Source organism: Sporomusa sp. GT1 (assembly GCF_014634905.1).
Classification (GTDB): domain Bacteria; phylum Bacillota; class Negativicutes; order Sporomusales; family Sporomusaceae; genus Sporomusa; species Sporomusa sphaeroides.
The window spans coordinates 1-22,043 of the sequence record NZ_BMBX01000040.1 but is presented as its reverse complement, the minus strand read 5'-3'; the positions used below and the strand labels follow the sequence as shown (position 1 = coordinate 22,043).

23 protein-coding genes are annotated in these 22,043 nt (G+C 41.7%); 2 read left to right on the top strand and 21 right to left on the bottom strand.

Annotated elements, in window-relative coordinates; all coding sequences use genetic code 11:
- Window positions 1–140 precede the first annotated feature (140 nt).
- Window positions 141–1,505 carry a GumC family protein gene (locus GT1_RS21015; RefSeq protein ID WP_188400356.1) on the bottom strand — a complete coding sequence of 455 codons (1,365 nt, stop codon included), beginning with the start codon at window positions 1,503–1,505 and terminating at the stop codon, window positions 141–143.
- A gap of 41 nt (window positions 1,506–1,546) precedes the next feature.
- On the bottom strand, window positions 1,547–2,245 hold the full coding sequence (locus GT1_RS21010; protein WP_188400355.1) for a polysaccharide biosynthesis/export family protein: 699 nt from the start codon (window positions 2,243–2,245) through the stop codon (window positions 1,547–1,549).
- 218 nt (window positions 2,246–2,463) lie between these two features.
- Between GT1_RS21010 and GT1_RS21005 the strand changes: the two genes are divergently transcribed.
- The gene (locus GT1_RS21005; RefSeq protein WP_188400354.1) at window positions 2,464–2,976 is read left to right on the top strand and encodes a hypothetical protein; all 513 of its coding nucleotides are present in this window, start codon (window positions 2,464–2,466) and stop codon (window positions 2,974–2,976) included.
- The gene (locus tag GT1_RS21000) at window positions 2,967–3,284 is read left to right on the top strand and encodes a capsule assembly Wzi family protein (RefSeq protein ID WP_188400362.1); all 318 of its coding nucleotides are present in this window, start codon (window positions 2,967–2,969) and stop codon (window positions 3,282–3,284) included. Before GT1_RS21005 ends, GT1_RS21000 begins: the two co-directional genes overlap by 10 nt.
- 65 nt (window positions 3,285–3,349) lie before the next feature.
- On the opposite strand, the gene GT1_RS20995 is transcribed toward GT1_RS21000, so the two are convergent.
- The 19 genes from GT1_RS20995 to GT1_RS20905 all read right to left on the bottom strand — a co-directional run.
- A complete protein-coding gene (locus tag GT1_RS20995; RefSeq protein ID WP_188400353.1) occupies window positions 3,350–3,529 on the bottom strand; it encodes a hypothetical protein in 180 nt (59 codons plus the stop codon).
- 141 nt (window positions 3,530–3,670) lie between these two features.
- Window positions 3,671–4,510, bottom strand: a complete 840-nt coding sequence (locus GT1_RS20990) for a glycosyltransferase family 2 protein (protein WP_188400352.1) — start codon at window positions 4,508–4,510, stop codon at window positions 3,671–3,673.
- Window positions 4,511–4,537: 27 nt separating this feature from the next.
- On the bottom strand, window positions 4,538–5,371 hold the full coding sequence (rfbD, locus tag GT1_RS20985; RefSeq protein ID WP_188400351.1) for a dTDP-4-dehydrorhamnose reductase: 834 nt from the start codon (window positions 5,369–5,371) through the stop codon (window positions 4,538–4,540).
- A gap of 11 nt (window positions 5,372–5,382) precedes the next feature.
- A complete protein-coding gene (gene rfbC / locus GT1_RS20980) occupies window positions 5,383–5,937 on the bottom strand; it encodes a dTDP-4-dehydrorhamnose 3,5-epimerase (RefSeq protein ID WP_188400350.1) in 555 nt (184 codons plus the stop codon).
- Complete coding sequence (gene rfbA / locus GT1_RS20975; protein ID WP_188400349.1) at window positions 5,937–6,833, bottom strand: glucose-1-phosphate thymidylyltransferase RfbA; 897 nt, start codon at window positions 6,831–6,833, stop codon at window positions 5,937–5,939. The genes rfbC and rfbA overlap by 1 nt, the downstream gene beginning before the upstream one ends.
- 2 nt (window positions 6,834–6,835) lie before the next feature.
- Window positions 6,836–7,915, bottom strand: coding sequence for a dTDP-glucose 4,6-dehydratase (gene rfbB, locus GT1_RS20970; RefSeq protein ID WP_188400348.1), 1,080 nt, complete (start codon window positions 7,913–7,915; stop codon window positions 6,836–6,838).
- A gap of 184 nt (window positions 7,916–8,099) precedes the next feature.
- A complete protein-coding gene (locus GT1_RS20965; protein WP_188400347.1) occupies window positions 8,100–9,074 on the bottom strand; it encodes a glycosyltransferase family 2 protein in 975 nt (324 codons plus the stop codon).
- Window positions 9,075–9,105: 31 nt separating this feature from the next.
- Complete coding sequence (locus tag GT1_RS20960) at window positions 9,106–10,167, bottom strand: glycosyltransferase (RefSeq protein WP_188400346.1); 1,062 nt, start codon at window positions 10,165–10,167, stop codon at window positions 9,106–9,108.
- Window positions 10,168–10,183: 16 nt separating this feature from the next.
- Window positions 10,184–11,020, bottom strand: a complete 837-nt coding sequence (locus tag GT1_RS20955; RefSeq protein ID WP_223226415.1) for a polysaccharide deacetylase family protein — start codon at window positions 11,018–11,020, stop codon at window positions 10,184–10,186.
- A gap of 54 nt (window positions 11,021–11,074) precedes the next feature.
- Window positions 11,075–12,163 (bottom strand): polysialyltransferase family glycosyltransferase, encoded by a 1,089-nt coding sequence (locus GT1_RS20950; protein WP_188400345.1) that lies wholly within the window; start codon window positions 12,161–12,163, stop codon window positions 11,075–11,077.
- A gap of 9 nt (window positions 12,164–12,172) precedes the next feature.
- Window positions 12,173–13,147: a glycosyltransferase family 9 protein gene (locus tag GT1_RS20945; protein WP_188400344.1), complete on the bottom strand. Its 975-nt coding sequence runs from the start codon at window positions 13,145–13,147 to the stop codon at window positions 12,173–12,175.
- A gap of 5 nt (window positions 13,148–13,152) precedes the next feature.
- Window positions 13,153–14,157, bottom strand: a complete 1,005-nt coding sequence (locus tag GT1_RS20940) for a glycosyltransferase family 8 protein (protein WP_376742020.1) — start codon at window positions 14,155–14,157, stop codon at window positions 13,153–13,155.
- Between the two features lie 78 nt (window positions 14,158–14,235).
- Complete coding sequence (locus tag GT1_RS20935) at window positions 14,236–15,309, bottom strand: glycosyltransferase family 4 protein (RefSeq protein WP_188400342.1); 1,074 nt, start codon at window positions 15,307–15,309, stop codon at window positions 14,236–14,238.
- A 131-nt stretch (window positions 15,310–15,440) separates the two neighbouring features.
- Window positions 15,441–16,463 (bottom strand): lipopolysaccharide heptosyltransferase II, encoded by a 1,023-nt coding sequence (waaF, locus tag GT1_RS20930; RefSeq protein ID WP_188400360.1) that lies wholly within the window; start codon window positions 16,461–16,463, stop codon window positions 15,441–15,443.
- 32 nt (window positions 16,464–16,495) lie between these two features.
- Window positions 16,496–16,966, bottom strand: coding sequence for a D-glycero-beta-D-manno-heptose 1-phosphate adenylyltransferase (gene rfaE2 / locus GT1_RS20925; RefSeq protein WP_188400341.1), 471 nt, complete (start codon window positions 16,964–16,966; stop codon window positions 16,496–16,498).
- Window positions 16,963–17,961, bottom strand: a complete 999-nt coding sequence (locus GT1_RS20920; RefSeq protein ID WP_376742019.1) for a bifunctional heptose 7-phosphate kinase/heptose 1-phosphate adenyltransferase — start codon at window positions 17,959–17,961, stop codon at window positions 16,963–16,965. Before GT1_RS20920 ends, rfaE2 begins: the two co-directional genes overlap by 4 nt.
- Window positions 17,962–17,986: 25 nt before the next feature.
- Entirely contained in the window at window positions 17,987–19,393 is a 1,407-nt protein-coding gene (locus GT1_RS20915; protein WP_188400340.1) for an LPS-assembly protein LptD, read from the bottom strand.
- 142 nt (window positions 19,394–19,535) lie between these two features.
- Window positions 19,536–20,462: a hypothetical protein gene (locus GT1_RS20910; RefSeq protein ID WP_223226414.1), complete on the bottom strand. Its 927-nt coding sequence runs from the start codon at window positions 20,460–20,462 to the stop codon at window positions 19,536–19,538.
- 297 nt (window positions 20,463–20,759) lie between these two features.
- Window positions 20,760–22,043, bottom strand: a 1,284-nt coding sequence (locus GT1_RS20905) for an IS110 family transposase (protein ID WP_223226413.1), incomplete at its 5' end; no start/stop codon positions are given.

Sequence of the window (22,043 nt, the reverse complement as noted above, 5' to 3'; positions counted from 1 at the left end):
AGAAAGATTATTTTTATGCATTCGTGTTGGCTAAATCGTGATGTTGAGTCGATTATGGCTCTGCGAAAGTTGAGTTACTATTTTAAGTTAATGCCGAGTATAATAAACCTAGCTCGCTCCATTAATTACTAAACAAGCAATTAATGATGATATATCGCTGGTTCACTCTTAGCTTCACGCATATAAACAATCATTAAATAAGCGAATGCCAACATCACTCCCAGTACTCCACCAATCACCGTAAGCAACAGCTTTCCCGGTGCTGATGGTTCTTTGGGCAGATTTGCCCCATCCACTACCTGAATATCCATACTCTCCATGGCTTCCTGTATCCGCGCCTGCTCATAGTTCTGAACAAGTACAGCATACACTTCCCTAGAAACCCGAGCTTGACGTTCCAGACCTATATAAGTCAAGCCTTGTGAGGAAAGATTACTGATGTCTTTCTCTGTCTTAGCCTGGACTTGTTTCATCGCTGCAATAGTCGCTTGGGTTGCGATAACCGCTGTTTCGGTTGCGACTTTTTCATTTAAAAGCGAACCCTGGATGGGATTCAGGATATTAGCACCAGACTGAATGGACTTCGCGATTTCGTTTTGCAGTGTAGCTGTCAGTTCATCAATTTCCTTTTTCGCCAGGATCACTTCCGGGTGCTTATCTGTGTAGCGTTGTTGGAGAGTAACCAGATTCATTTGCTTGTCAATAATGTTGGTGCGGATTTTACCGACAACCTCATTCTCTGCAATATTGAACTTAGCCATTGCCGCGTTTTGCTCACGCAGTTGGCTATCAACACCTTGCAGCTTAGCGCGGTTTGTTTCATCCGTCACCTGCAATTGGGCAAGTTTTTGATCAGCTTCACTAAGCGCCAGTATTGCTGCCTTAGCTTGTTCATCCGGAATATAGATTTTTGTTTGCTGTCTAAATTGTTCCAGGTTCTTTTCCGCTTGTTCCATCTCACCTTTGGCGACAGTTATTCGTTCTGAAAGAAACTTTATCTGAAGAGATTGCTCAGACTGATTTAAGTTGGTAAGAACCTGTTGAAAGGAACTGAGCACACTGGCTGCTATAAATTGCGCTTCTTCCGGGCTGCGGCCTGTCGCTGTAATCTGCAGTAGGTCGGTTCCTTTGGGATTTTCAAACTTTAAATAGGTTTTCGCAAAACTTTCATTTGTTAATTTCTCTTTATCTTCTTCCGGCAAATCCAGTTTCTCAATAACAGGCTCGAGCACACTACGGCTTTTAAGCATCTCCCGATAGCTTTGCAATGGCGCAGAGGTTGAGCCGCCCAATAGGGCCAGAGCAGCGGTTGCTTGAAGGGAAATTCCAGTCTGCGTCTGGTTCTTAGCCCGTACTAGCACCGTGGATTCGTATTGTTTTGGTAATATAAAAGCCAGAACCAAAGCAATCAGTGTTGAAGCGACAATAATGCCGATTAACCTTTTCTGATTAGCCTTGGCAACCTGCCAGACTTGTCCTAAATCGATGGTATCTTGTTCTTCCACAGTCACAGCTCCTTACATGGTATTTGATAATGCACTATTCTCTAGTCCCTTATCGCTCTATACAGGAAATAGGTATTAACAAGCGGCATAATATCAGCTTGGAAGTCTATGCGCCCAGATCTCGACACATAGATCAAATCACCATCGCGAACTTCAATATTCTGAGTTAAATCGCCTTTTTTCAATAGCTGTTTAAAATTGATTTCTTTTGTCTCAATTTCGTTATCCACCATCCGTACTAGTTGGACACGCTTAGGCTGTCCACGCTTGCCAATGCCGCCAGCGCTGGAAATAGCCGATAAGATGTTCATCCGCTCCCACCGCAGGTCATAAATACCCGGTTTTTCCACTTCCCCCATAACATAAACCTGGCGTGGCCCATAGGATGTAATCATAATGGTCATGCCGGGAATCTTTATGTATTGACCAAGTTTTTCGGTCAAAAGTACCGTTGCCTCCGGGATCGTTAAACCACTGAGATAAACGGAACCTACATAAGGCAGGTTGGCAAAACCGTCAGGACCGACCATAATATTGCTAAAGCCTAACTCGCTGGCGGCGGAGGGCATTCCCAAAACAACAATGTTCATCACATCGTATTTACTCAGCCGATAGGTGTTGATTTCCTGTTTGGCAACAGAACCGGGAACCGGAAGAGCTGGTTCTGCAAACAACAAGTTTGTACTCAAAATCATAAAACATAATACGAAAGACAGCAGACGTAGATAATAGCGATGCATTTAACCACTCCTGAATTTTAGCATTTAACGGTATTTTATTCTCTATTAGTTAGGAAAATCCTTTCAAATTCATTTGATAATTTGTAAAAGAAGCATTTCTTTTGTAAAAATGCGCCTGATAACACATTTCTTGTCTATTTATATCCTTTTAAGCAAGGAAATACAAAGTTGAGTAACGAATACTGTAATATTCAATAAACAAACGAGGGAGAATGATTATGCGCCACATGAAACCGAAGGTTTTAGCATTGGCTGTTTCGCTGGCATTGGCGAGTTTTTCGCCAACCGCTTTCGCCGCCGACAGTCACTTAACCTACGAAAACCGCCTGTCGGCTAATATTCCGCTTAGCAGCAATGTATATAACCAACTGGAAAAACTCGACGGGCTCGGGTATATCCGGAGCATGCGAACCGGAGCCAAACCCTATACCCGGATGCAGGCCGCTGGTTGGATTAAGGAAGCTGCTGACCGGGTAACTGCAAATGATGCACAATATGTTCATTCGATGTTAGCCGAGCTGCAAAAAGAGTTCCGAGATGAGCTGGAGGTACTTGACGGCGGTACTGCAGCATACGGTTTTACACTAAAGGAATGGTCGACAGGCTTTGCAAAATATGACGGCGATATTCTCAGCCAGAAGCGGACGAAATCAAGCTATCAGCCGTTTGCAAGCAACTCTGACGGCTACTGGTTGAGCGTTGACGGCAACTTTACGCTGCAATCCGTTTAGAAGGCAAAGCAACACCCAGCCTGGTCGTCAGCCTGATAGCGCGGGGCGACAGTGATTTAGCTGACCACCTAACCTTCCCTTCCGCCTATGTCAAAACTCACATCAATAATATGAAAATCCAGCTTGGCAAGGGTTCTTTCTACTGGGGACAGGGCAGCCGCGGTAGCTTGTTGCTGACAAACAACAACCGCGCCAAGAACACGGTCAAGGTATCCTCTGTCAAGCCGCTGGAAACCAGTGGTATCTTTAAGTTTCTCGGTGATGTCAACATTGCCGAATTTTATTCCGAGGCTCGAAGAGCATCGTAATCATACAAAACCAATGTCTTCACTATCAAAGCTGATTTTACACTATGACCGCCTTAAAGCACTCCTTAGAGAAGGAGACAGGTGTATTCGACCGTTTCAATGGTCGAATACACCTGAGGAAGTCCATGCTCTCTCCTCACAGAAGGGAAACTTTCTAATGCCGCGCATGTCGAAAAGAAAATCACTTTTCCATAGATCATGCCGAATCCATTGCTTGCCCACTCGATGGCTTCGGCCTCGGTCATTGCACATATCTAGGATTTTACCAGTTAAGAATGTTCTTTGCTATGTGGTTAAAAAACAGGTGATTAAAATTCATAAAATATTGTCTTCCTTCTCGCAAGACAAGTCTACCCTTTATTAAAAGTACCAAAGAGGTTGCTCTTTTACTTTTTAAAAATTTGTCTAATTTTTTTGGATACTAAAAAAACCATTATTTTGAAAATTGCTTTAAATGTTATAACTTCTTTTGACCATTCTGGCTTTATTATTTTTTTAATTAAAGTATACAAATCAATGTTTTTCTGTTTTTCGAGTAATTTGCTAATAATAGCAAACCTAATATTGTTTATTGCAGAATCATCGAAAGAAGAAAAACTTGAGTTTGCCGATTTAAAGTATACTTCATATTTTTTATTGTCAATATACCATCCTAAATGACGAGCTGTATACGGAAATCCGGTGCGAATAGCATTATAAAAATTTTCAGGATATCCAGGACGATATAGTGCAAAAGTTGTATCAATATCAGCATCATAAAATAATGGATTTTGAGATAATTCTTTGTCATAAAAAAATGACTCCCAGCGAATTATATCATATTTATTTACAAAAAAGTCTGGTAAGTCATCGATTTTTAAGGAAAATCCTACTTTCCCCTTTTGTGGGTAAAGTTGTAATATGTTGTAAAAGTGTTCAATATAATTATTGGGACATTCTTCAACTGGTATTATATCGGGATCAGTTAAAACATAATAATTTTTTTCAATAATTTCATTAAATAATCCACATTGCCACAAAACCCTATGACCAAAATTTTTATTTAATAAATGCACCTTGTATGGTAAGTTGTGTAAATAGTCTAGCAATTCTTTGTCTGTTGATGCATTATCAAGAATAATTATATTTGTATAGGCATCTTTTTCAAGCCTCAAAATAAGTTGCTGAAGGTCATAAAGCCTATTGTATGAAATAATAAAGATTGGAATGTTCTTAAAATCAACCACAAACATTTCCTCCTGCAGTAAAAAAATTTACTTTTTACCGATAGTCCATTCTTTCAGTGCCTCCAGCCAAGTATGCATTGGATCACCAACCGTCATTCGCAGCATATAATTATCCAGTACGGAATATTGAGGCCGCATAGCTGGTCGAACAAACTCAGCGGAAGTCACCGGCATAACTTTCACAGCTAAACCATGCTGCCGAAAAATTTCAGTGGAAAATTCATACCATGAGCATTGTCCCTGACAGGTTGCATGATAGGTTCCATAGGAATCGCTATGAATCAGCTTATATATAGTCCGAGCTAAGTCAGTAGTCGAGGTAGGAGTACCAAATTGGTCGGCTACGACCCGCAGTGGTTGCTTTTGGCTTGCCAACCGTAGCATCGTACGGACAAAATTATTTCCATCTCCGTATAGCCAAGCTGTACGCACAATATAATGCCGGCCCAGAATCTGCCGGATAATTTGTTCACCTTGCATCTTGGTAAGACCGTACACAGTCTGAGGGTTAACTACATCAAACTCGCGATAAGGTTCTTTTTTAAAACCATCGAATACATAGTCTGTACTGACATATACCAGCCGTGCCCCGGTTTCCAGGCAACCTGCCGCCATATTTTGCGAACCAACAACATTTACACGAAAAGCCCCGTCAGGATCAGACTCTGCTCCATCAACATTTGTATAGGCGGCGCAGTGAACAACAACATCCGGCTTAAGTTGCTGAATACAATTAGTTACTGCAGCCCCATCGGTAATGTTTAATGTATCTTGATCTGTCAAGAACAAGTTATACTCAGTTCCCTGTCTGGCAATTTCCCGCCCCAGTTGACCATTTGCCCCTGTAACTAATATCTTCAAAGTTATCACTCCTATATATAAGTTGGCAGCCTTCCAGGGTCTACATCCTTTAACACAGGACTCCGGCTGTCCTTTTCAGATAGGGAAACATCCTTTAAAGGCCAAACTATACCAATATCCGGATCGTTCCAGGCAATCCCGCCTTCGGCCTCTGGAGTATATATTTCTGTGCACTTATACATAAAATAAGCAGCATCACTAACAACACAAAAACCGTGGGCAAAGCCTGGCGGTACCCACAATTGACGGTGATTTTTACCTGACAGACTTACGCCCACCCATTGACCAAAGGTAGGTGACCCAAATCTAATATCAACGGCCACATCAAATACTTCTCCCTGCACAACAGAAACTAACTTTCCCTGGGCATGGGGATGTTGATAGTGAAGCCCCCTTAAAACACCTTTGGATGAGAGTGACAAATTATCCTGCACGAAGTTTCCTGTTATGCCAATTTCTCGATAGCGCTCATTTTGCCATGTCTCTTGAAAAAAACCACGCGAATCGCCAAATACCTTAGGTTCAATGATAAGTACGTCAGCAATATTGGTCTCAATTACCTTCATTATAGCATCCCCTGTCCGCTATTCTCTCCAGCCAGCTGCAACAAATATTTCCCGTAGCCATTTTTGCACATGACATTACCTATTGCGACTAGCTGTTCACGCGAAATATATCCCCGTCTGTAGGCTATCTCCTCCGGGCAAGCAACCATCAACCCCTGACGCTCCTGGATGGTTTCAATATAATTAGATGCCTGTAGCAGCGAATTATAAGTGCCAGTATCAAGCCAGGCATAACCACGTCCAAGTGTTTCCACCCGTAAGACTTGCTGCTCAAGGTAAAGACGGTTTAAGTCGGTAATCTCCAACTCGCCTCGTGCTGAAGGCTTTAAGCTTTTTGCCAGTTCAACAACTTGCTCATCATAGAAATACAAGCCAGTCACGGCATAGTTAGACTTTGGCTGAATCGGTTTCTCCTCAAGGCTTACCGCCTGTCCATTAGCATCAAATTCCACAACACCATACCGTTCGGGATCTTTTACCCAATAAGCGAATACTGTCGCACCTGCTGACTGCTGCGCTGCGCCTGCCAACTTTTCACTAAAACCGTAACCATAAAAAATATTGTCACCCAAAACCAATGCACAGCTTTCCCCGCTGATAAACTTCTCCCCAATTAAGAACGCTTGGCCCAATCCATCAGGACTCGATTGAACTTCATAGGAAAGGTTGATGCCCCATTGTTCGCCATTTCCAAGCAGTGTATAGAATGCAGCCTGGTCTTGCGGTGTCGTTATTACCAATATATCTCTAATTCCGGCTAACATTAACGTTGACAATGGGTAGTATATCATTGGCTTATCATATACCGGTACAAGTTGTTTACTGACAGCCCGGGTTATCGGATATAGCCGGGTCCCTGATCCGCCCGCAAGAATAATCCCTTTTTTCACAGCCATGATTATCGGCCTACCCCCAGTCTTTCGCGGCGATAACTGCCATCAGTAACCCTTCGGCACCACTCCTGATTCGCCAGATACCACTCAACGGTTTTAACAATACCTGTTTCAAAGGTTTCGACAGGCATCCACCCCAGTTCACGTTTAATTTTAGCTGCATCAATTGCGTACCGCAGATCATGCCCTGGGCGGTCAGTAACAAATTTAATCTGCTCACGATACGTTTTACCATCGGAACGTGGTTGTTGGTCATCGAGAATATCACATAAAGTATGTACTATGCTTAGATTAGTTTTTTCATTATGTCCGCCGATATTGTATTTTTCGCCGGGCGTCCCCTTCTCTAATACCGCAAGTAGAGCCCGGCAGTGATCTTCAACATATAACCAATCACGCACATTATGCCCTATGCCGTAGACAGGTAATGATTTTCCGTCCAAGGCATTAAGGATCATTAACGGAATAAGTTTTTCCGGAAACTGATATGGTCCGTAATTATTTGAACAATTAGTGATTAGGACCGGTAGCCCATAGGTATGAAAGTACACTCTTGCCAGGTGGTCGGAAGACGCTTTCGACGCCGAATAGGGCGAATTGGGAGCATAGGGAGTATCTTCAGTAAAAAAACCGGTATCACTCAATGATCCGTAAACTTCATCAGTGGAAACATGCACAAAACGAAAATTCTGTTTTGCTTGCTGTCCTAAACCAAGCCAATGCTTGCGGGCAACCTCTAATAAGGCGAAGGTACCATTAATATTAGTACGTATAAATTCGCCAGGTCCATCAATAGACCTGTCTACATGAGATTCTGCGGCAAAATGAATTACAGTGTCCGGCTGATGCTGTAAAAACACACTTTCCACTAATCCTTGATCGCAGATGTCTCCCTGAATAAAAGTATAATTTTTATTGGCTTCAACCTCACGTAGCGAGTCCAGATTTCCGGCATAAGTCAGTTTATCTAGGTTGATAACCTTGAAGTCGTTAAAATTATCCAATAAAACACGAATGAAATTACTGCCAATAAAACCAGCACCGCCAGTAACTAAGATACTGCGGCCTTGTGTCAACGCTGTCATTCATAATTCCTCCCTTATCATTCACAAATATCTGCTGCATAGAACGCTAGTAACTTACCTATAATGTCTTCTATACGCACTGAGCATCCGGCTTGCTGTTTAACGTTTTCCCATAACAGCAAGCTTTAACAAGTAAGACCTTCCCTCAGCAAATTCTAATCGGCGTGCAATTTTTATCTAATAATTACTCAAAAAAGTCCTTAATCGCCATTATATTACTTTGAGAATATTTACAATAATTGCCACGAATAATTTCTTGATAAATTATATTCCATTTTTTCCAAGGGTTTTTAGGAAGAGTATATCTTATGCTCCAATGGTTTAATTGATGCTGCATTTCTTTAAGCATAAAATTTTCACGTAAAAATTGGTCATAGTCTTTCATCCTTGCTAACACATCACTTAAACGGCTAATTCTCTTTTTATATCGATGGCGACTTCGATCTGGGAAAATAATGCTCCTTAACCTTACTATCAAATTCTTTTTTTTCAATCGTACACCAATTTGCTGTTTTTGATGTTGACGATACATTATCAGTTTTTCCGGAACAAATTTTACCACAGTTATTAAATCCAATAAAAACGTAAGCCACTCATCATGAACCCAATCTTTTGGGAAAGGAAAAATCATGAAATTCCACTTACTTCTAAAAGCCATTGTTGCCCCGGTCACACAACTTTGTCTGCCTAGTATTCTCCATAATTGTCCATCGATACATAACTGCTGGATAGCTTCATTAAAGCCTACCCCTTCCCAAAGTGATTTTGCATATGGATTAAGATACTGATCAGTCAACACGGCATTGCTAAAAACCATTCCTACGTTATCATCAGACTCGAAGGTATTCATCATTACTTCAATTTTATTAGGAATCCACACATCATCTTGATCTGCTAAAAAGATAATATCTCCAGAGCATCTTGAAATAGCTTTAGCAAAATTTAACGTCGAACCAAGATTCTTTTCATTCTTAACTAATTGTACATCAAATGGTGCGTCTTTTTTAAATTTTTTCAAAATATCCCAACTATTATCTATTGACCCGTCATCACAGATAACAACCTCATCAGGCTTTCTACCTTGATATAAGATACTGTCTAATTGTTCTTTTAAATATTTATCACCATTGTACGTACAAAGCGCAATTGATATCTTCATGCAAAACTTCCCCAAAATCTGTAATATTTTTCTACTCTAGCAACTTCCGCACACTCTCTTGCATTGTGTACTTTTCTTTTGCCCATAGGTAACCTGCTGTCGCAATCTTTTCGCGTTCTTCTTCATGATGTAAATAGTAATCAATACTTGTGCACAGCTCATCTATATCCTGATTTTCCACTAAATGCCGTTTATTTTCCAAGTGGATATAATCCAAATGTCCGGCATCAATTAACTGAAAAGCCCTACAGCCAAGTATTTCAAAAGTCCTTGGATTGGGTCCTGTATGCAATTTATTGTGCTTTCCGGCATGCATGTTAATACATATTTTACTTTTCTGGTATATTTTCGATAATTCTTCGTTGTATAGTGGAGCATCTATTATACACTTATTTACATACGGATATTTAATTTTAAATCTCAAACGGCGGAAAAAATTTCTGGGTGAATGCCAAATATACTTTTGCGGATATCGGTTGGTCGTATGCACAATCATTTTTACATTATGACGATGTGCATAACTTGCAACTTTCTCCAATATTTCCAATCGTGAAGGGTATAATGCGCCGACAAAACAAATATCATGTTCTTTCTGCCTGATTTCCTGTATGGGATAAAAAATAGAATTATCGTATCCTACAAATAAATAGTGCACTGCATTATGCTTGTCTGCCAAAAATTCTAAATCAGATGGTTCATAAGAGAAAATCTTATCATAGTATCTCAAATTTCTCAAGAAAGGACGAAAAGCAGCTGTTTGAATACTGTCTATCATGAATAATCTGGTTCTAATTTGGTTTTCCTTTAAATATATTAAAAAGTCCTGCGTAATGTCTTTGCCATTAATAAATATACAAATATCTGGCTTGAATTCCTTGGCTGTCTTCACAAACTGAAGATTCAGCTTTTTGTAGTATTTTGTTTCTATATTTTTCATTCCAAGCTTAACCGCTCTCATCTTCCAGTAATTTCCCTTTTGCTTTTTGAATTCTGGGGAAACCACCTTAAGAACCTCATGTCCCAGCATCTCACAAGCCTTAACTATTGAATTCATATAATGAAAATAATCCTGTCCAATAATCAATACTCGCAAAAATTCCCCTCCTTTCTCATACAATACCCAATAAACTTAACTTGCGCAGCAATCGTTTACAATTACGTTCCAGCTGCCTCAGCAGAATAAAAATAATATGCAACCGGCCAACTTTGAGCTTGAATTCCCATAGGGACTGTCTGGCGGGAATAGGTATTCTGGGTAAAGCGAAAAGGTCTTGCTGCCATAAGGGCACGTTATCATAAATAGCCAAAGCGCCCTTATATCCAGCCTTTTGGGCAACTCTTATTATTGTATCATCAAAAAAACCGTATGGATAACAGAGAAAATCGATTGTACTGCCTAACTGTTCTTCTAAAATTACTTTGCTTGCCCTAAGTTCCTGCTCTAACCTATGCTCATCGCATTGAGTGAGAAAAGGATGGTCAAGCGTATGGGAACCAATCTCCATTTCAGCGGTTTTCCACTCACGTAATTTATCCCAATCCATAGTTCGGGTAATTTGCTGGTTAAAGTTCTCCCATTTATTTTCCTTACCGATCCAATTGGTAATAGGAAAAACAGCAGCTTTCATATTCCGGTCCCGTAGCAGCGGCAATGCGATAGCATAATTATCGTCATAGCCATCATCAAAAGTCAAGACGACTGGCCGGAGCGGCAGCGGTGCTTGCTGCACATAATGTCGGTATAAATCATTGAGGGTTATAGTGATATAACCCTCTTTTTGCAGATAATCCAGTTGTTCTTTAAATTTTTCCGGCGGCAGGGAATTTCTTTCGCCAGGAACGGTAGCTATGCGATGATACATTAGAATAGGAATCCGTTTATAAAATTTGGCATACAATCCGATGAAGATACCGGTAATTGCTATAAGAAATAGGGTGAATATCATTTCTACTCTCCCTCATAATAAGTTTGGTAAATTGACGTTGCACAGCTCTGTTACTCAGCTAATGAACTGTGCAATTTCGCTTTGATTTTTTGGAAAACAAACTCCTGCATTCTGCATAATCTCTACATATGCAGAATGCAGTGGCTGTTTGTAAAAATTGGTCAGACTAATGGCTGGTATTTTTTGCGGGGAAAATTTATCAATAAATAGTAATGCCGATGATTGGTAGCTAATTACAGCCTTTAAATTTGTTTCATAGGCAAATGATAGCTCGACAGGCTCAATCGAATTATAAATGGTCATATCGGAGAAAGTCCGGCGATAATGGTCGAGCTTGTCGGCACTGTCGTTGGGATGCGGTTTGTATAACAGGCAACCTTTCCCCTTAATCTGGCAGAGTATTTCGCGAAGAATGACCATTTCTTCTTCGCGAGTAAGCTTCTTTTGTTCTACCAGTGGCTGGCTTAGATACAAAATGCTGTTTTTCTTCATGACTGGGTTGAGCAGGCCTTTCCCGGTAAGATCCTGCAGGGCTTGTTCAATCATAAGACGTTCGATGGCATAGGATTGTGGTGAAAACCGCTGCAAGAGCTCTGGTTTGTACATAAAATCGCCAATACCTGAAGGATTATCACCGGCGGTTGTGGTATTAATGCTCACTTTACCATTAATCCCTGCCATAAGTTTCAGGATATAAATCTTGCCTTGATGAAACAACCTATGTCCCAGAGGTCTTCGCCGATCCTCATTATAGTAGGAGTAAAGCCCATCTTCATAACGATAAAATTTGTCGATATTCAGAGTCCCGGCCAACAGTTGATTTTGGACATCAATATCGCTGCCTAAATAAAGGTTGTTGATGCCAATTTTGCCGATTGTATTTCTAACTGCTGCTACCTGCTGTTTATAACTTGTAGTTTTATGCCGGCTACTAAGCCAGTTCCCCAAAGGAAATACCTGCTGCCAGCCACAATTGTTGGAAGACAGATAGCGCATAATTGGACTATCCTGCCATTTTTCATAGCCATGGGGATGAATCAATGCTAAATAGTTTTCATCACTGCTAAAGCGTCCTTTTAATAGAATAAACACCGTTAATAAGTGAAACGGTGTATTTACAATGAATAGATTTTTATTTCTCATACCATGTCCTCACTTAACTAATAACGTCTTTAAACCCTTCACAATGTCTTCTGCCATTATATCTCCTGTCAATAAAACATGGGGATAGTATTTTGCAGGTGCCCATTTTTCCAAGTGCTTAGCGTCGTTAATGTAAAACAAGGCAACCAGCGGTACGCTCAAAGCACAGGTAAGATGAAGTGTGCCTGTATCGACGCTGATCACTGCCGCACATTGTTGAATCACGCCAGCCAATTGAGTAATGCTTGTCTTATCGGTCAAGTCAAGAAAAGTACTGCACCCACGGGCGTGGAGTTCGGCCGCATATTCGGCCGCTCTGGTGCCTGAGCCCATTAAAACTACCTTTTTACCGGCCTGGTTGAGGTCGGCAATAACGGTTACGGCGGTAGCTACCGGTATGTCTTTCTCAACCTTTTTGCTTGTCGCACATAGTCCGATTACCTTCGTTCCCGGCGTAATGAGTAACGGTTGGAGCAACTGCTGCGCATAAATAACAGCCTCTGGGGGAGGATTATACTTAATGGGAAGCTCACTGACATCTTTTTTTGTCAAGGTTTTCAACAAATTTGCATTATTCTGCTGAACAGATCCTTGCCTGCTCTCTTCTCCTAGCTGGGTATAAAAAAGATAATGCAAAAGGCCGCGATTATTGCTGATAATGGTGTTGGCACCAAAGGCGTTAGCAATGAAGATACCACGCTCATTGCCATATAGTACCAAAGCCACATCAATACTGTCTTTATAGTTTTGCCGGTATTGCTGCAAAAATTTCAAAATACCAAAAATGCCTTTATGTTCACCTTTTTTATCATAGCAGAGAACTTCGTCTACACCTTCCAGATATTGCGCTGCTTGATAAAAAGGTTTGTTTACCATAAAAATAATTCGTGAATCCGGATATTCCAGCTTGATATTACGGCACAAAGTATCGGTTAATAATACATCGCCGAAATAGGAAGTATTGATAACTAAAAATTTTTTCACATCACTTACCTGCACACTTTTATTTTTAATTTGGTTTTCAAATATCGTCCGTACCACTGAAGCCCTTTGGGATAGTCCCCTGCTAGTAGTAAACATTTGGCATAGTTTTTCATTTCTTTATAGTTTTGTGGCATTGCAGGGCTAGAATTTGCCCATGGCGATAAATTTTCGTAGGTACTATATATTTTTTTAGTAAAATCATTACATAAATTACTTTTGTTCCAGGCAATATTCCACGGCTTTGGGTGGGCAGCAAAATGCAGGAATAGAATCCCATCATCCACCATATCAGGCGTATTAATACGATTCCATTCCTTTCCTAAATATTTTACCATACCGGTTAAAACTAGATTTAATGCATCTTGATCAAGATATCGGAATTTTTGGGGCTCTTGCTGCAATACAGTGAGAACCCGATCTACTACCCGTTGCTCATTCCATTTGCTTATATCAATTATCAGCATTCCTGCATTAAAATAAGTATGATTTTTTAATCCTAACTCACAAATTCTTTTATTTGCTAACAACTCTAAATCTGGTACAGCCATAATCACTTTGTTATCCATATTCATTTTGAATACGTCTTGAATATTACCCAAGCAAATAATATCGGCATCCAAATATATTATTCTCGGAACGTCCAACAAAGCCGGCAGTATGAATCTATAATAAGTTGGTAAGGGTAAATGCATCTGGCTTGGTAGGTTTTTAAAGACCTCGTTGTTGATATAATAAACATGAATGTTACTATGAAAGCGTTCTGCCATTTCCTTAATTTTTTCCTGATTTTCGTCTTTCAACCCATTTGCCAAAATATGAAATACAAAATTCGCCTCAGGATTGTTTATACAGAGAGAGGTTATAGAAGCCCCCATACAACGTACATAATTATCGTCAATGCCATATCCGATAGGCATTTCATCAGTCAGAGATACCTCTCTGCGACCGCTAAATATACGGTGATCTTCTATAGCTGCAAGTAAATAACTCTTGTAGTCCAAGTTATTCATCTCCTAAATCATAGCTTTATTGAAGATATAATCCCATAGTAAATAAGTAAATTTTCTACGTTATTCAAAAGTATGCTTCTATCTTCCCAACTCCTGATAAATCTCGACAAGCTTAGTCATCATAATGTTGCTATCAAAATGTTTCTCTACCCAGCTCCGCCCTTGGTATCCCATTTCCATACGCAGATTTTTATTATCGGCAAGCGTAAGTAATCTATGATATAATTCGTCTAAGTTATTTTTCTCTACCAAAAAACCTGTACGTTCATGATCAATCACTTCCGGTGTACCGCCGACAGCATAGGTCACAACCGGTTTTTCCATGGCCATGGCTTCTGCCAGCACTAAGCCAAATGTTTCGAAATTAGACGGCAGTACCATGGTATCTGCACCATCTAACACATCCTCCACATCAACAATATGTCCCATACAGTGTACCCGATTACTCAAATTGTTTTTCCAAATATAATACTTCAATGGCCATATCCCTTTGCCTTTTCCAATAACCATTAAATGCCAGTCTTGCGCGCCACTATAGCTTTCCAGTATCTTTAGAATATCGGCATGCCCTTTGTTTTGCAAGTTTTTTATCCTTGATACGATAGCAATGGTAAATGCGTCCTCAGGGATACCGAGTTGTTTGCGAATCGTACTGGTTTTATTCCTATTAGGTTTAAATTTATTTAGATCAATTCCACTATAGGTAGTAATTAACTTATGGGCTGGAAAGCCTTTTTCGATTGCATATTTCCGTACATACTCACTTACACAAATGATTTTATCACAATGATTAATAGTCATTTCTTTAGCATCATGTCCAAATACTCCGTGGGCAGTATAAATAACTGGAACTTGGGTTCTCTGCTTTGCCCTAACTGCAATAATCCCGGCAGCAGCAGAGTTGGCATGGACAATCTTGATGTGATTCTTTCTAATGATTTGTTCCAGTAAGTAAGCTGATAAATTGGTATTAAGACGAACTGGAAGAAAATAATGCTTAATTCCTTTTGCACGCAGCATATCGGCCAGCATTCCCCCACCTGAAGCAACCGACACAGTCAAGCCACGTTGTTGCAAAGCAACCGCAGTCGTTGCGACATAGGTCTCGGCCCCGCCAATATTTAGGCGCGGCACAACCAATAATATATTCAAGGACTCTCCTCCCGCAACTATAAGCTATGACCATACAAATTGTGCTAAGTTATTGTAACATATATTTTCGAAATCCACTATATGCAATAAGTGAAAGCTTTATAACCGGGTAAAATATTACCTGTTTCAGCTTAACCGCAATGAGTCATTATAGCCTCAAACACTTCATTGACACCAATCGTGGTTAAACAATCTTCCCCCTCAGGACATTTCCGCTGCCAACATCCGTGGCAAGTGCGGTCGGCCATTAGGACAATATGTCTTTCGCTGTAAGGTCCATTTCGTTTTGGGTCTGTTGGGCCGAATAACGCAATCACAGGAGTTTTTAAGGCTGCCGCTAAATGCATCGGCCCAGTATCACCAGCAACAACAGCTTTGGCATTTTTAATAATATACGCTAATTGTTTTAGTGAGGTTTTACCTGTTAAGTCTACCGGCGGAATTGTCATGTTGGCAGTAATTTCGTCCATAGCAGTTCTATCAGCATTGCTTCCCGCAAAAACGGGAATTAGGTCTTGTTCAAATAGCTTTTCGGCCAATTGGGCAAAATGTCCTGGCGGCCAGCATTTGTTCGGCCAATTGGTGCCAGGAATTAATACCACATAGGGGTTAGTAATAGCCAGTCCGGCTTGCTTGGCGATGACTGCCGCCAACGTAGCTTCTTTGTCAGTAATGTTTATAGTGAATTCAGGTTTAGTAATTTGGCAGCCCAGTTCCCTGGGTACATCTAGATAACGGTCGACAATATGACCGTTACTGTTTGGGCCGCAGACTTTTTGGCTCACTTTGTCGCTGAGTTCCCTGGCATTGCAGTAAACAAGGCGTTTAGGTGTGCCACTCAGATAGGTAATAGCTGCGCTTTTAAACAGCCCTTGCAGGTCAAGTGCTAGGTCAAATTGATGTTGGCGCAGTGTGCGGATGAAACTGGGAGCATAACGAAGAAAACCACTCAGGGTTTTACATCGGGGTTTATCAAAAATAATGATTTCGTCAACATTTGGGTTGTTGGTTAATAAGTCATAACCTGGTAGTTCCACTACCCAGGTAATACGAGCTTGGGGAAAATTTTGTTTGAGTGCTGCTGCCACAGGTAGAGCGTGAATGATATCGCCGATGGCGCTGAGTTTAACGATGAGAATGTTACGATAATTCAATGGAAACCTCCTATCGAGGAGATGGTCACGTTTCATGCTTCTCCGCTTATTTTCTTGATGATATTACTGGACGACCGCCCCGGTACTTCCGGCACTAATACTATACGGCCGCCGTGAGCGGTTACTATTTTGCTTTCAGGCAAGGTTTCTATGGTGTAGTCGCCGCCTTTGGCGTAGATATCAGGTTTTATTTCTGCCACTAGATTTTCGGCAGTGGTATCTTCAAAGATGACTACATAATCGACTGCCGCTAAGGCGGTTAGGACTTCGGCTCTGTCATCTTGCGAGTTGACAGGGCGAGTAGGGCCTTTGAGTCTACGTACTGACTGGTCGCTGTTAAGTCCGACAATTAGGCTGTCACCTAAGGCTCGGGCGGCGGCTAAATAACGTACGTGCCCGGCATGGAGTATGTCAAAGCAGCCGTTAGTAAGCACTATGATTTTACCGGCTGCTTTTAGTTTCTTGGCAATTGTCGCAATTTTCGCTCTGGTGATGATTTTCATTGTTGATATTCTCCAATGGCTGTTTTCAATTCTGTTGGGGTAGTGGTAGCTGTTCCCGGCTTGCGAACAACCACACCGGCGGCGAAGTTGGCTAAACAGGCGGCATCCTGATAGGAAGCGCCGGCGGCAAGCGCCAGTAGCATGGTGACAACAACCGTATCCCCGGCACCGGTGACATCATAGACTTCACTTTTGTTGCTGACCGGAATATGAGCAATCGAGCCGGAGCACTCAAACAGTGTCATGCCTTCTGGGCCTTGGGTAATTAATACGGCTTCGGCGGCAAGGCGTTCCAGCAGGTTTTTTCCGGCTTGTATAAGTGACTGTTGGTCAAGATCGGCAAGCCCGACGGCATTGGCCGCTTCTGATTCGTTTTGCTTAACCAGTTTAATTCCCTGATAATCCATAATATTATAGCGGGAGTCTACCATGGAAGGTATACCGGCTTGGTTGCAGGCTTCAATGACCAGTTTTCTTAGTGCCGGAAAAACCGAGTAACTGCCATAATCGCTGATGACTACCGCGTCCATTTGCCGGATATGGGTTTCCACATACCGGAGCAGCTGCTGTTCGACACTCTCGGTCAGTGCCTGCTTGCTTTCACGGTCAATGCGGACAACCTGCTGGCGCACAGTTGCCTGTCCCCCAGCCATCACCCGGGTTTTCGTGATGGTTGGCCGGGAAGGATCAACAATAAAGCCCTGGGTGTTGACGTTTTTGCGATTGAGGACTTGGGTAAGCTGCTGACCGGCATTGTCGTCACCGATAATACCAACAGCATATACCTGTCCCCCTAAGGTCGCAGCATTATGGACGGCATTGGCCGCACCACCGGGAACCACGGTTTCTCCTGCATGTTCCAGGATAAGGACCGGCGCTTCCCGGGATATGCGGGAGATTTTCCCTTCCAGGTAGATGTCGGCTACCATGTCGCCAATAACCATAATTCTTTTATTTTGGAGTTCATTAATAAGCTGGGTTAACTTTTGAGACACAAATTAGGCTCCTTTCAGAGAGGGGTTACCAGCGAGTAGTACTGATGTCAAATTTGATTCTATCCTCTTTCGACTCGTAGGTTATCTTGGCTTCCCAGCAGTGGAGGTTCCGATACCAAATATAGTCTAAGTCTTCCACACGCTTTTGATCCAGGTCATAACTCCGGGTTACGCCGATGGTATTCATTTTGTCAATTTTGTAGGTAAAGCCGGAGTTAAATTCACGTTTAAGATCATCACTATTATATTCAAACAAAGTATCATTGTTTTTGGTATAATGATAGCCTACCCAGGTGTTGAACCGTTCAGACCATTTTTTAGTTAGAGTAGCATCAAATTTATAGATATTTTGCGAGAAATCGTTATAGCTTTCGCGTATGTGTTCAATGCCTGTCCCCAGGTGCAAGTTCATGGTCTCACTCAACTTGAGGGGGTCCCGGCTAAAGTACAGTTCGTACTCCTGGTGCCAGCTTGTTTTATCGTCATCCTTCCATTTGCCATATATAGCGGTAAAGGAATAATTGACAGGCAGTTGCCCCAGGCGGCGGGGGTGATAGGAGAATTGGAATTCGGGTTCTTTTTTAATCCAGTTCTCATCATCATCACGAAAATGTCCTTGCACTACACCAACAGAATAATTTGTTTCGCGTTGCAGCAGTCCAAAATTCGGCTTAAAGTCTGCCTGAGTATAATAGTCAAGATTAGCATAGACAGAAAGCTGATTATTCAGCGGATAATCGATATGCTGTCTTACATAGAAGCCATCATCACTATCATAGCCGATTCGGGGAAAGGAGCTTTCCTCGCCTTTTCCAATCGACTGGCGGTATTTGGGTAAGGAAAAGATAACCTTGTTTCCAATCCAAAATTTGGCATTATAAGCAATTATTTGGTCGCCAGGCCAAATTTCGATTTTGTCGGCGCTTACGTGGTAGTCAGGTACTTTGGCCGGGCAGTTGGTGGTGGACCCGTGATCGATAACATACTGCTCCGGGTAGATGTTAATGATGTCCCCGGCAACATATTTGCGGCCGATCTTGCCTTTGACACCTTCCATGCTGCCGGTTTTCAGCTTGTAGTTATATAGAGTGTGATGGCCTGTCAGATTAGAGTCAGGCTGGGAAAAACGGGCTTCGTCGTTGATCCAGATTTCACTTAATTTCGCATTGCCGTTAACCAGCTCAGCTTCCACCTTCTGCCCCTGGTTGGTGATCACAACATTTCCCTGTGCGCGAATATCACCTGTTTCATCACTGAAAGACAGGTTGTCGGCTTCTATTACAATCGGAGCTTTTGGAGCTCGCGCGGCTTGCTCCGCAGTAACTGTTTGCACGGGTTGGGTTGTTGAGGTTTCTTGCGCCTGGCTGATATGGGGTGCACTAAAGACGATGGCAAACGCCAAAAGTCCCAGGATAATTTTATTATTAGGCATAGTGCTTACTATTCTCCTATCCTAGCTAAAAAAGTTACACATCTAGTTTTTATTCGCTATATATCGCGCTATTCCTTTATGTAATGCCTAGTAATATATAGAAAAGCCGCTAAAAAGCGGCTTTTTCCAGGATATTTACCTGTTAGTTTACAGTAATGCCATATATTTCGACATCTTCCTTGGTTTGTACGTAGGTTTGGCTGCCAATGGGGATTTCGACGTCTTTGCCGCTGACGAAAGCACCGCCGATAACGCCTACCGGTCCAAGGACAATCATACCGGCAACACTGGCCCCTGCGGCTTTAGCCATTGATTTAGTTTCTTTTTCGGCTTTATCACCAACGAAAATACTAATGGCTTTGCCATCTACAGCTTTAAGGGTATCAAAGCTTACTTCGAGCTTAGCATCACGGCCAAAATTTTTCTTAGGATTTACTTTGACTACTTTACCGGTGCCGGTACTTCCTTTTGGCAGGACAAGAACATTGTCGACATATACGTCTTCAGCCACAGCTAAGGCCACACTGTCTCCTACGCGGCTTTGCTTGCTGTTCAAAGTAGAAAGGGTCTTGATTTTGATCAGGGTATCCTGGGGAAGGAGGGTGCTGGTAACCTCCACTTCTCCGTCAGCATAAGCAAGCTGGAGAAGTTTGTCCAGGCGGCCTTGTAACGAACCGGCTTCAGCGCTGCCATTCATTACGGTTTCGAGATTGTCGATTCTCGCCTTGATGGAGTTATCGCTTACACTATGGGTCAATGTCCATTCGACTGAATTTAGTTTGGTAAGCATGGATGGGGTATCTTCGCTTGTTTCGAGAATATTGGTATACAGCTGGTCAACGCGCGGCAGTAGGGCATCCTGAGTTTCACTGCCATAAACAGCTTCTTCGATTTTAGTTATCCGGTCGGTCACTGCGCCGGTTTGGGCCGTGCCATAGACGGCTTTTTCGACTACCGCCAGTTTACCGATAACGGTAAGGTCGGCCGATTGAGCCGAAACAGGAACGGCAAATGCCGTGATTAGCAGCAGCAGGGCGGTGAGTAAAGCGGTCATTTTTTTGTTGAACATGTAGATTCCTCCCATGACGAAATATGTGTTTACATGAAATTCGGCATGGAAAAGAGAATATCCTGCCTAAAACGCTCGGGATTATGAAATTAGAGTGTTTAGAATTGACTCAAGGTAGCCATCCTTATAATTCAAAAAACAAATACGTCAATAATTAGAATAAGTCAAGCCTGAACATCCCGCTCGTTTTGTCAAGCATTTATAATACTTTTTTCTTTAATAAATTAGAGTCTTCTTATTATGTAGAGTGCAAAAATAAGCAACTAGTAATCAAGGCTTAAAAGCAGTATAATTTTTTTAGGCAGCGATGGTGTTCTGTGTTTTTGTCTCGTAGAGTCTATTGGTCTTAACCATTCTCCATATTACACGGGTCAAATGACGGCCTAAGGAACGCAAAGCTTGGTTGTAACTTTTCCCCTCAGCTCGTTTCTTCTCATAGTATCTCTTTGACTCATCAACGATACGAATATGGTGGCCTAAAGCTACCATCATAGCTGCCTTGGCACGTTTGTTCACCTGGCGGGGTGACTTCGTGCCTTTATATTTTCCTGAGCTGTTATCTAACGGGGCCATTCCTAAATATACACCTAGTCCAGACTCTGAATCAAAGCGGGCTATTGTCCCGATTTCTCCAGCTACTTCCGCTGCACAGATAACGCCAAAACCTGGAATACTCAATAAAAGCTTTCCTAATGTAGATCGCTCAATCAGCCTTCCCATTTGTTTCTCCAACATATTTATTTTAGCTATTAGCTCCAAAATGCGTTTTGCATCATCTATAATCATAGGGCCTACCCATCCAATTTCTGTTCCAAATAGCGCATTTTTCTGCCACTGAATTAGACGTTCAGCCTTTGCTTTTCCTATTCCTGAAATGCCCATGATTGTAGCTTTTTTTAATCTAGCTAATTTTCGCAGATCCAAGCTATGGCTTAGAAATCGAAGAACATATAGAGAGTCGATCTTTTTAATCGTATCAAGAAATCCAGGGCACACCGACTGCAAATCAGCTTGTATCCTATTCATTAAAACGACTTTTTCTTGAACTAACTGCCTGCGTCGGCGGCTGATTCGTTTTAACTGTATCTTAACCTCACTAATTGAAGGTACTTGTTGTATCGACTCTTTCATTTGGTCCATAAACGGAGCCATCATCATCAATGTTACAATTTGCTGCGCATCAATACTATCTGTTTTTGCTGGTGTTGCAAAGATCTCTTTGAAACGAGCTAATTTTAAGTTATTAATGTTTAAGAGTGTATAACCTTTATCCTTAACCATTTGATCTAACGGACGAGCATAACCATTTGTTCCTTCCATTCCAACTGCAACTGGAAGCTTGAAACGGTTAGATTGTTCAGCGACACGAGAAAAGAAGTAAGTAAACCCGCGAGCATCATGGGTGATTTCGAACTGTGCTACAATTCCGCCAGGGGCACCAATTGCGACATGGTGTTTATGGCACCCGACATCTACACCAACTAATATGTATTGCTGTTTCATTTTTATAACCATTCCTTTCGCTTCGCTCAAGGCACAAAACGGAATGAAATCCGTTAGCCTGGAGCGATTTTTTCTTGT

Bases quoted from the DNA above. Each gene is read 5' to 3' on its own strand.
- rfbB (WP_188400348.1), bottom strand. From the start codon at position 7,915: ATGACAGCGTTGACACAAGGCCGCAGTATCTTAGTTACTGGCGGTGCT.
- GT1_RS20965 (WP_188400347.1), bottom strand. From the start codon at position 9,074: ATGAAGATATCAATTGCGCTTTGTACGTACAATGGTGATAAATATTTA.
- GT1_RS20915 (WP_188400340.1), bottom strand. From the start codon at position 19,393: ATGCCTAATAATAAAATTATCCTGGGACTTTTGGCGTTTGCCATCGTC.
- GT1_RS20950 (WP_188400345.1), bottom strand. From the start codon at position 12,163: ATGAGAAATAAAAATCTATTCATTGTAAATACACCGTTTCACTTATTA.
- rfaE2 (WP_188400341.1), bottom strand. From the start codon at position 16,966: ATGAAAATCATCACCAGAGCGAAAATTGCGACAATTGCCAAGAAACTA.
- GT1_RS20955 (WP_223226415.1), bottom strand. From the start codon at position 11,020: ATGATATTCACCCTATTTCTTATAGCAATTACCGGTATCTTCATCGGA.
- rfbC (WP_188400350.1), bottom strand. From the start codon at position 5,937: ATGAAGGTAATTGAGACCAATATTGCTGACGTACTTATCATTGAACCT.
- rfbA (WP_188400349.1), bottom strand. From the start codon at position 6,833: ATGGCTGTGAAAAAAGGGATTATTCTTGCGGGCGGATCAGGGACCCGG.
- GT1_RS20995 (WP_188400353.1), bottom strand. From the start codon at position 3,529: ATGACCGAGGCCGAAGCCATCGAGTGGGCAAGCAATGGATTCGGCATG.
- GT1_RS21010 (WP_188400355.1), bottom strand. From the start codon at position 2,245: ATGCATCGCTATTATCTACGTCTGCTGTCTTTCGTATTATGTTTTATG.
- GT1_RS20940 (WP_376742020.1), bottom strand. From the start codon at position 14,157: ATGAATAACTTGGACTACAAGAGTTATTTACTTGCAGCTATAGAAGAT.
- GT1_RS21005 (WP_188400354.1), top strand. From the start codon at position 2,464: ATGCGCCACATGAAACCGAAGGTTTTAGCATTGGCTGTTTCGCTGGCA.
- GT1_RS20910 (WP_223226414.1), bottom strand. From the start codon at position 20,462: ATGTTCAACAAAAAAATGACCGCTTTACTCACCGCCCTGCTGCTGCTA.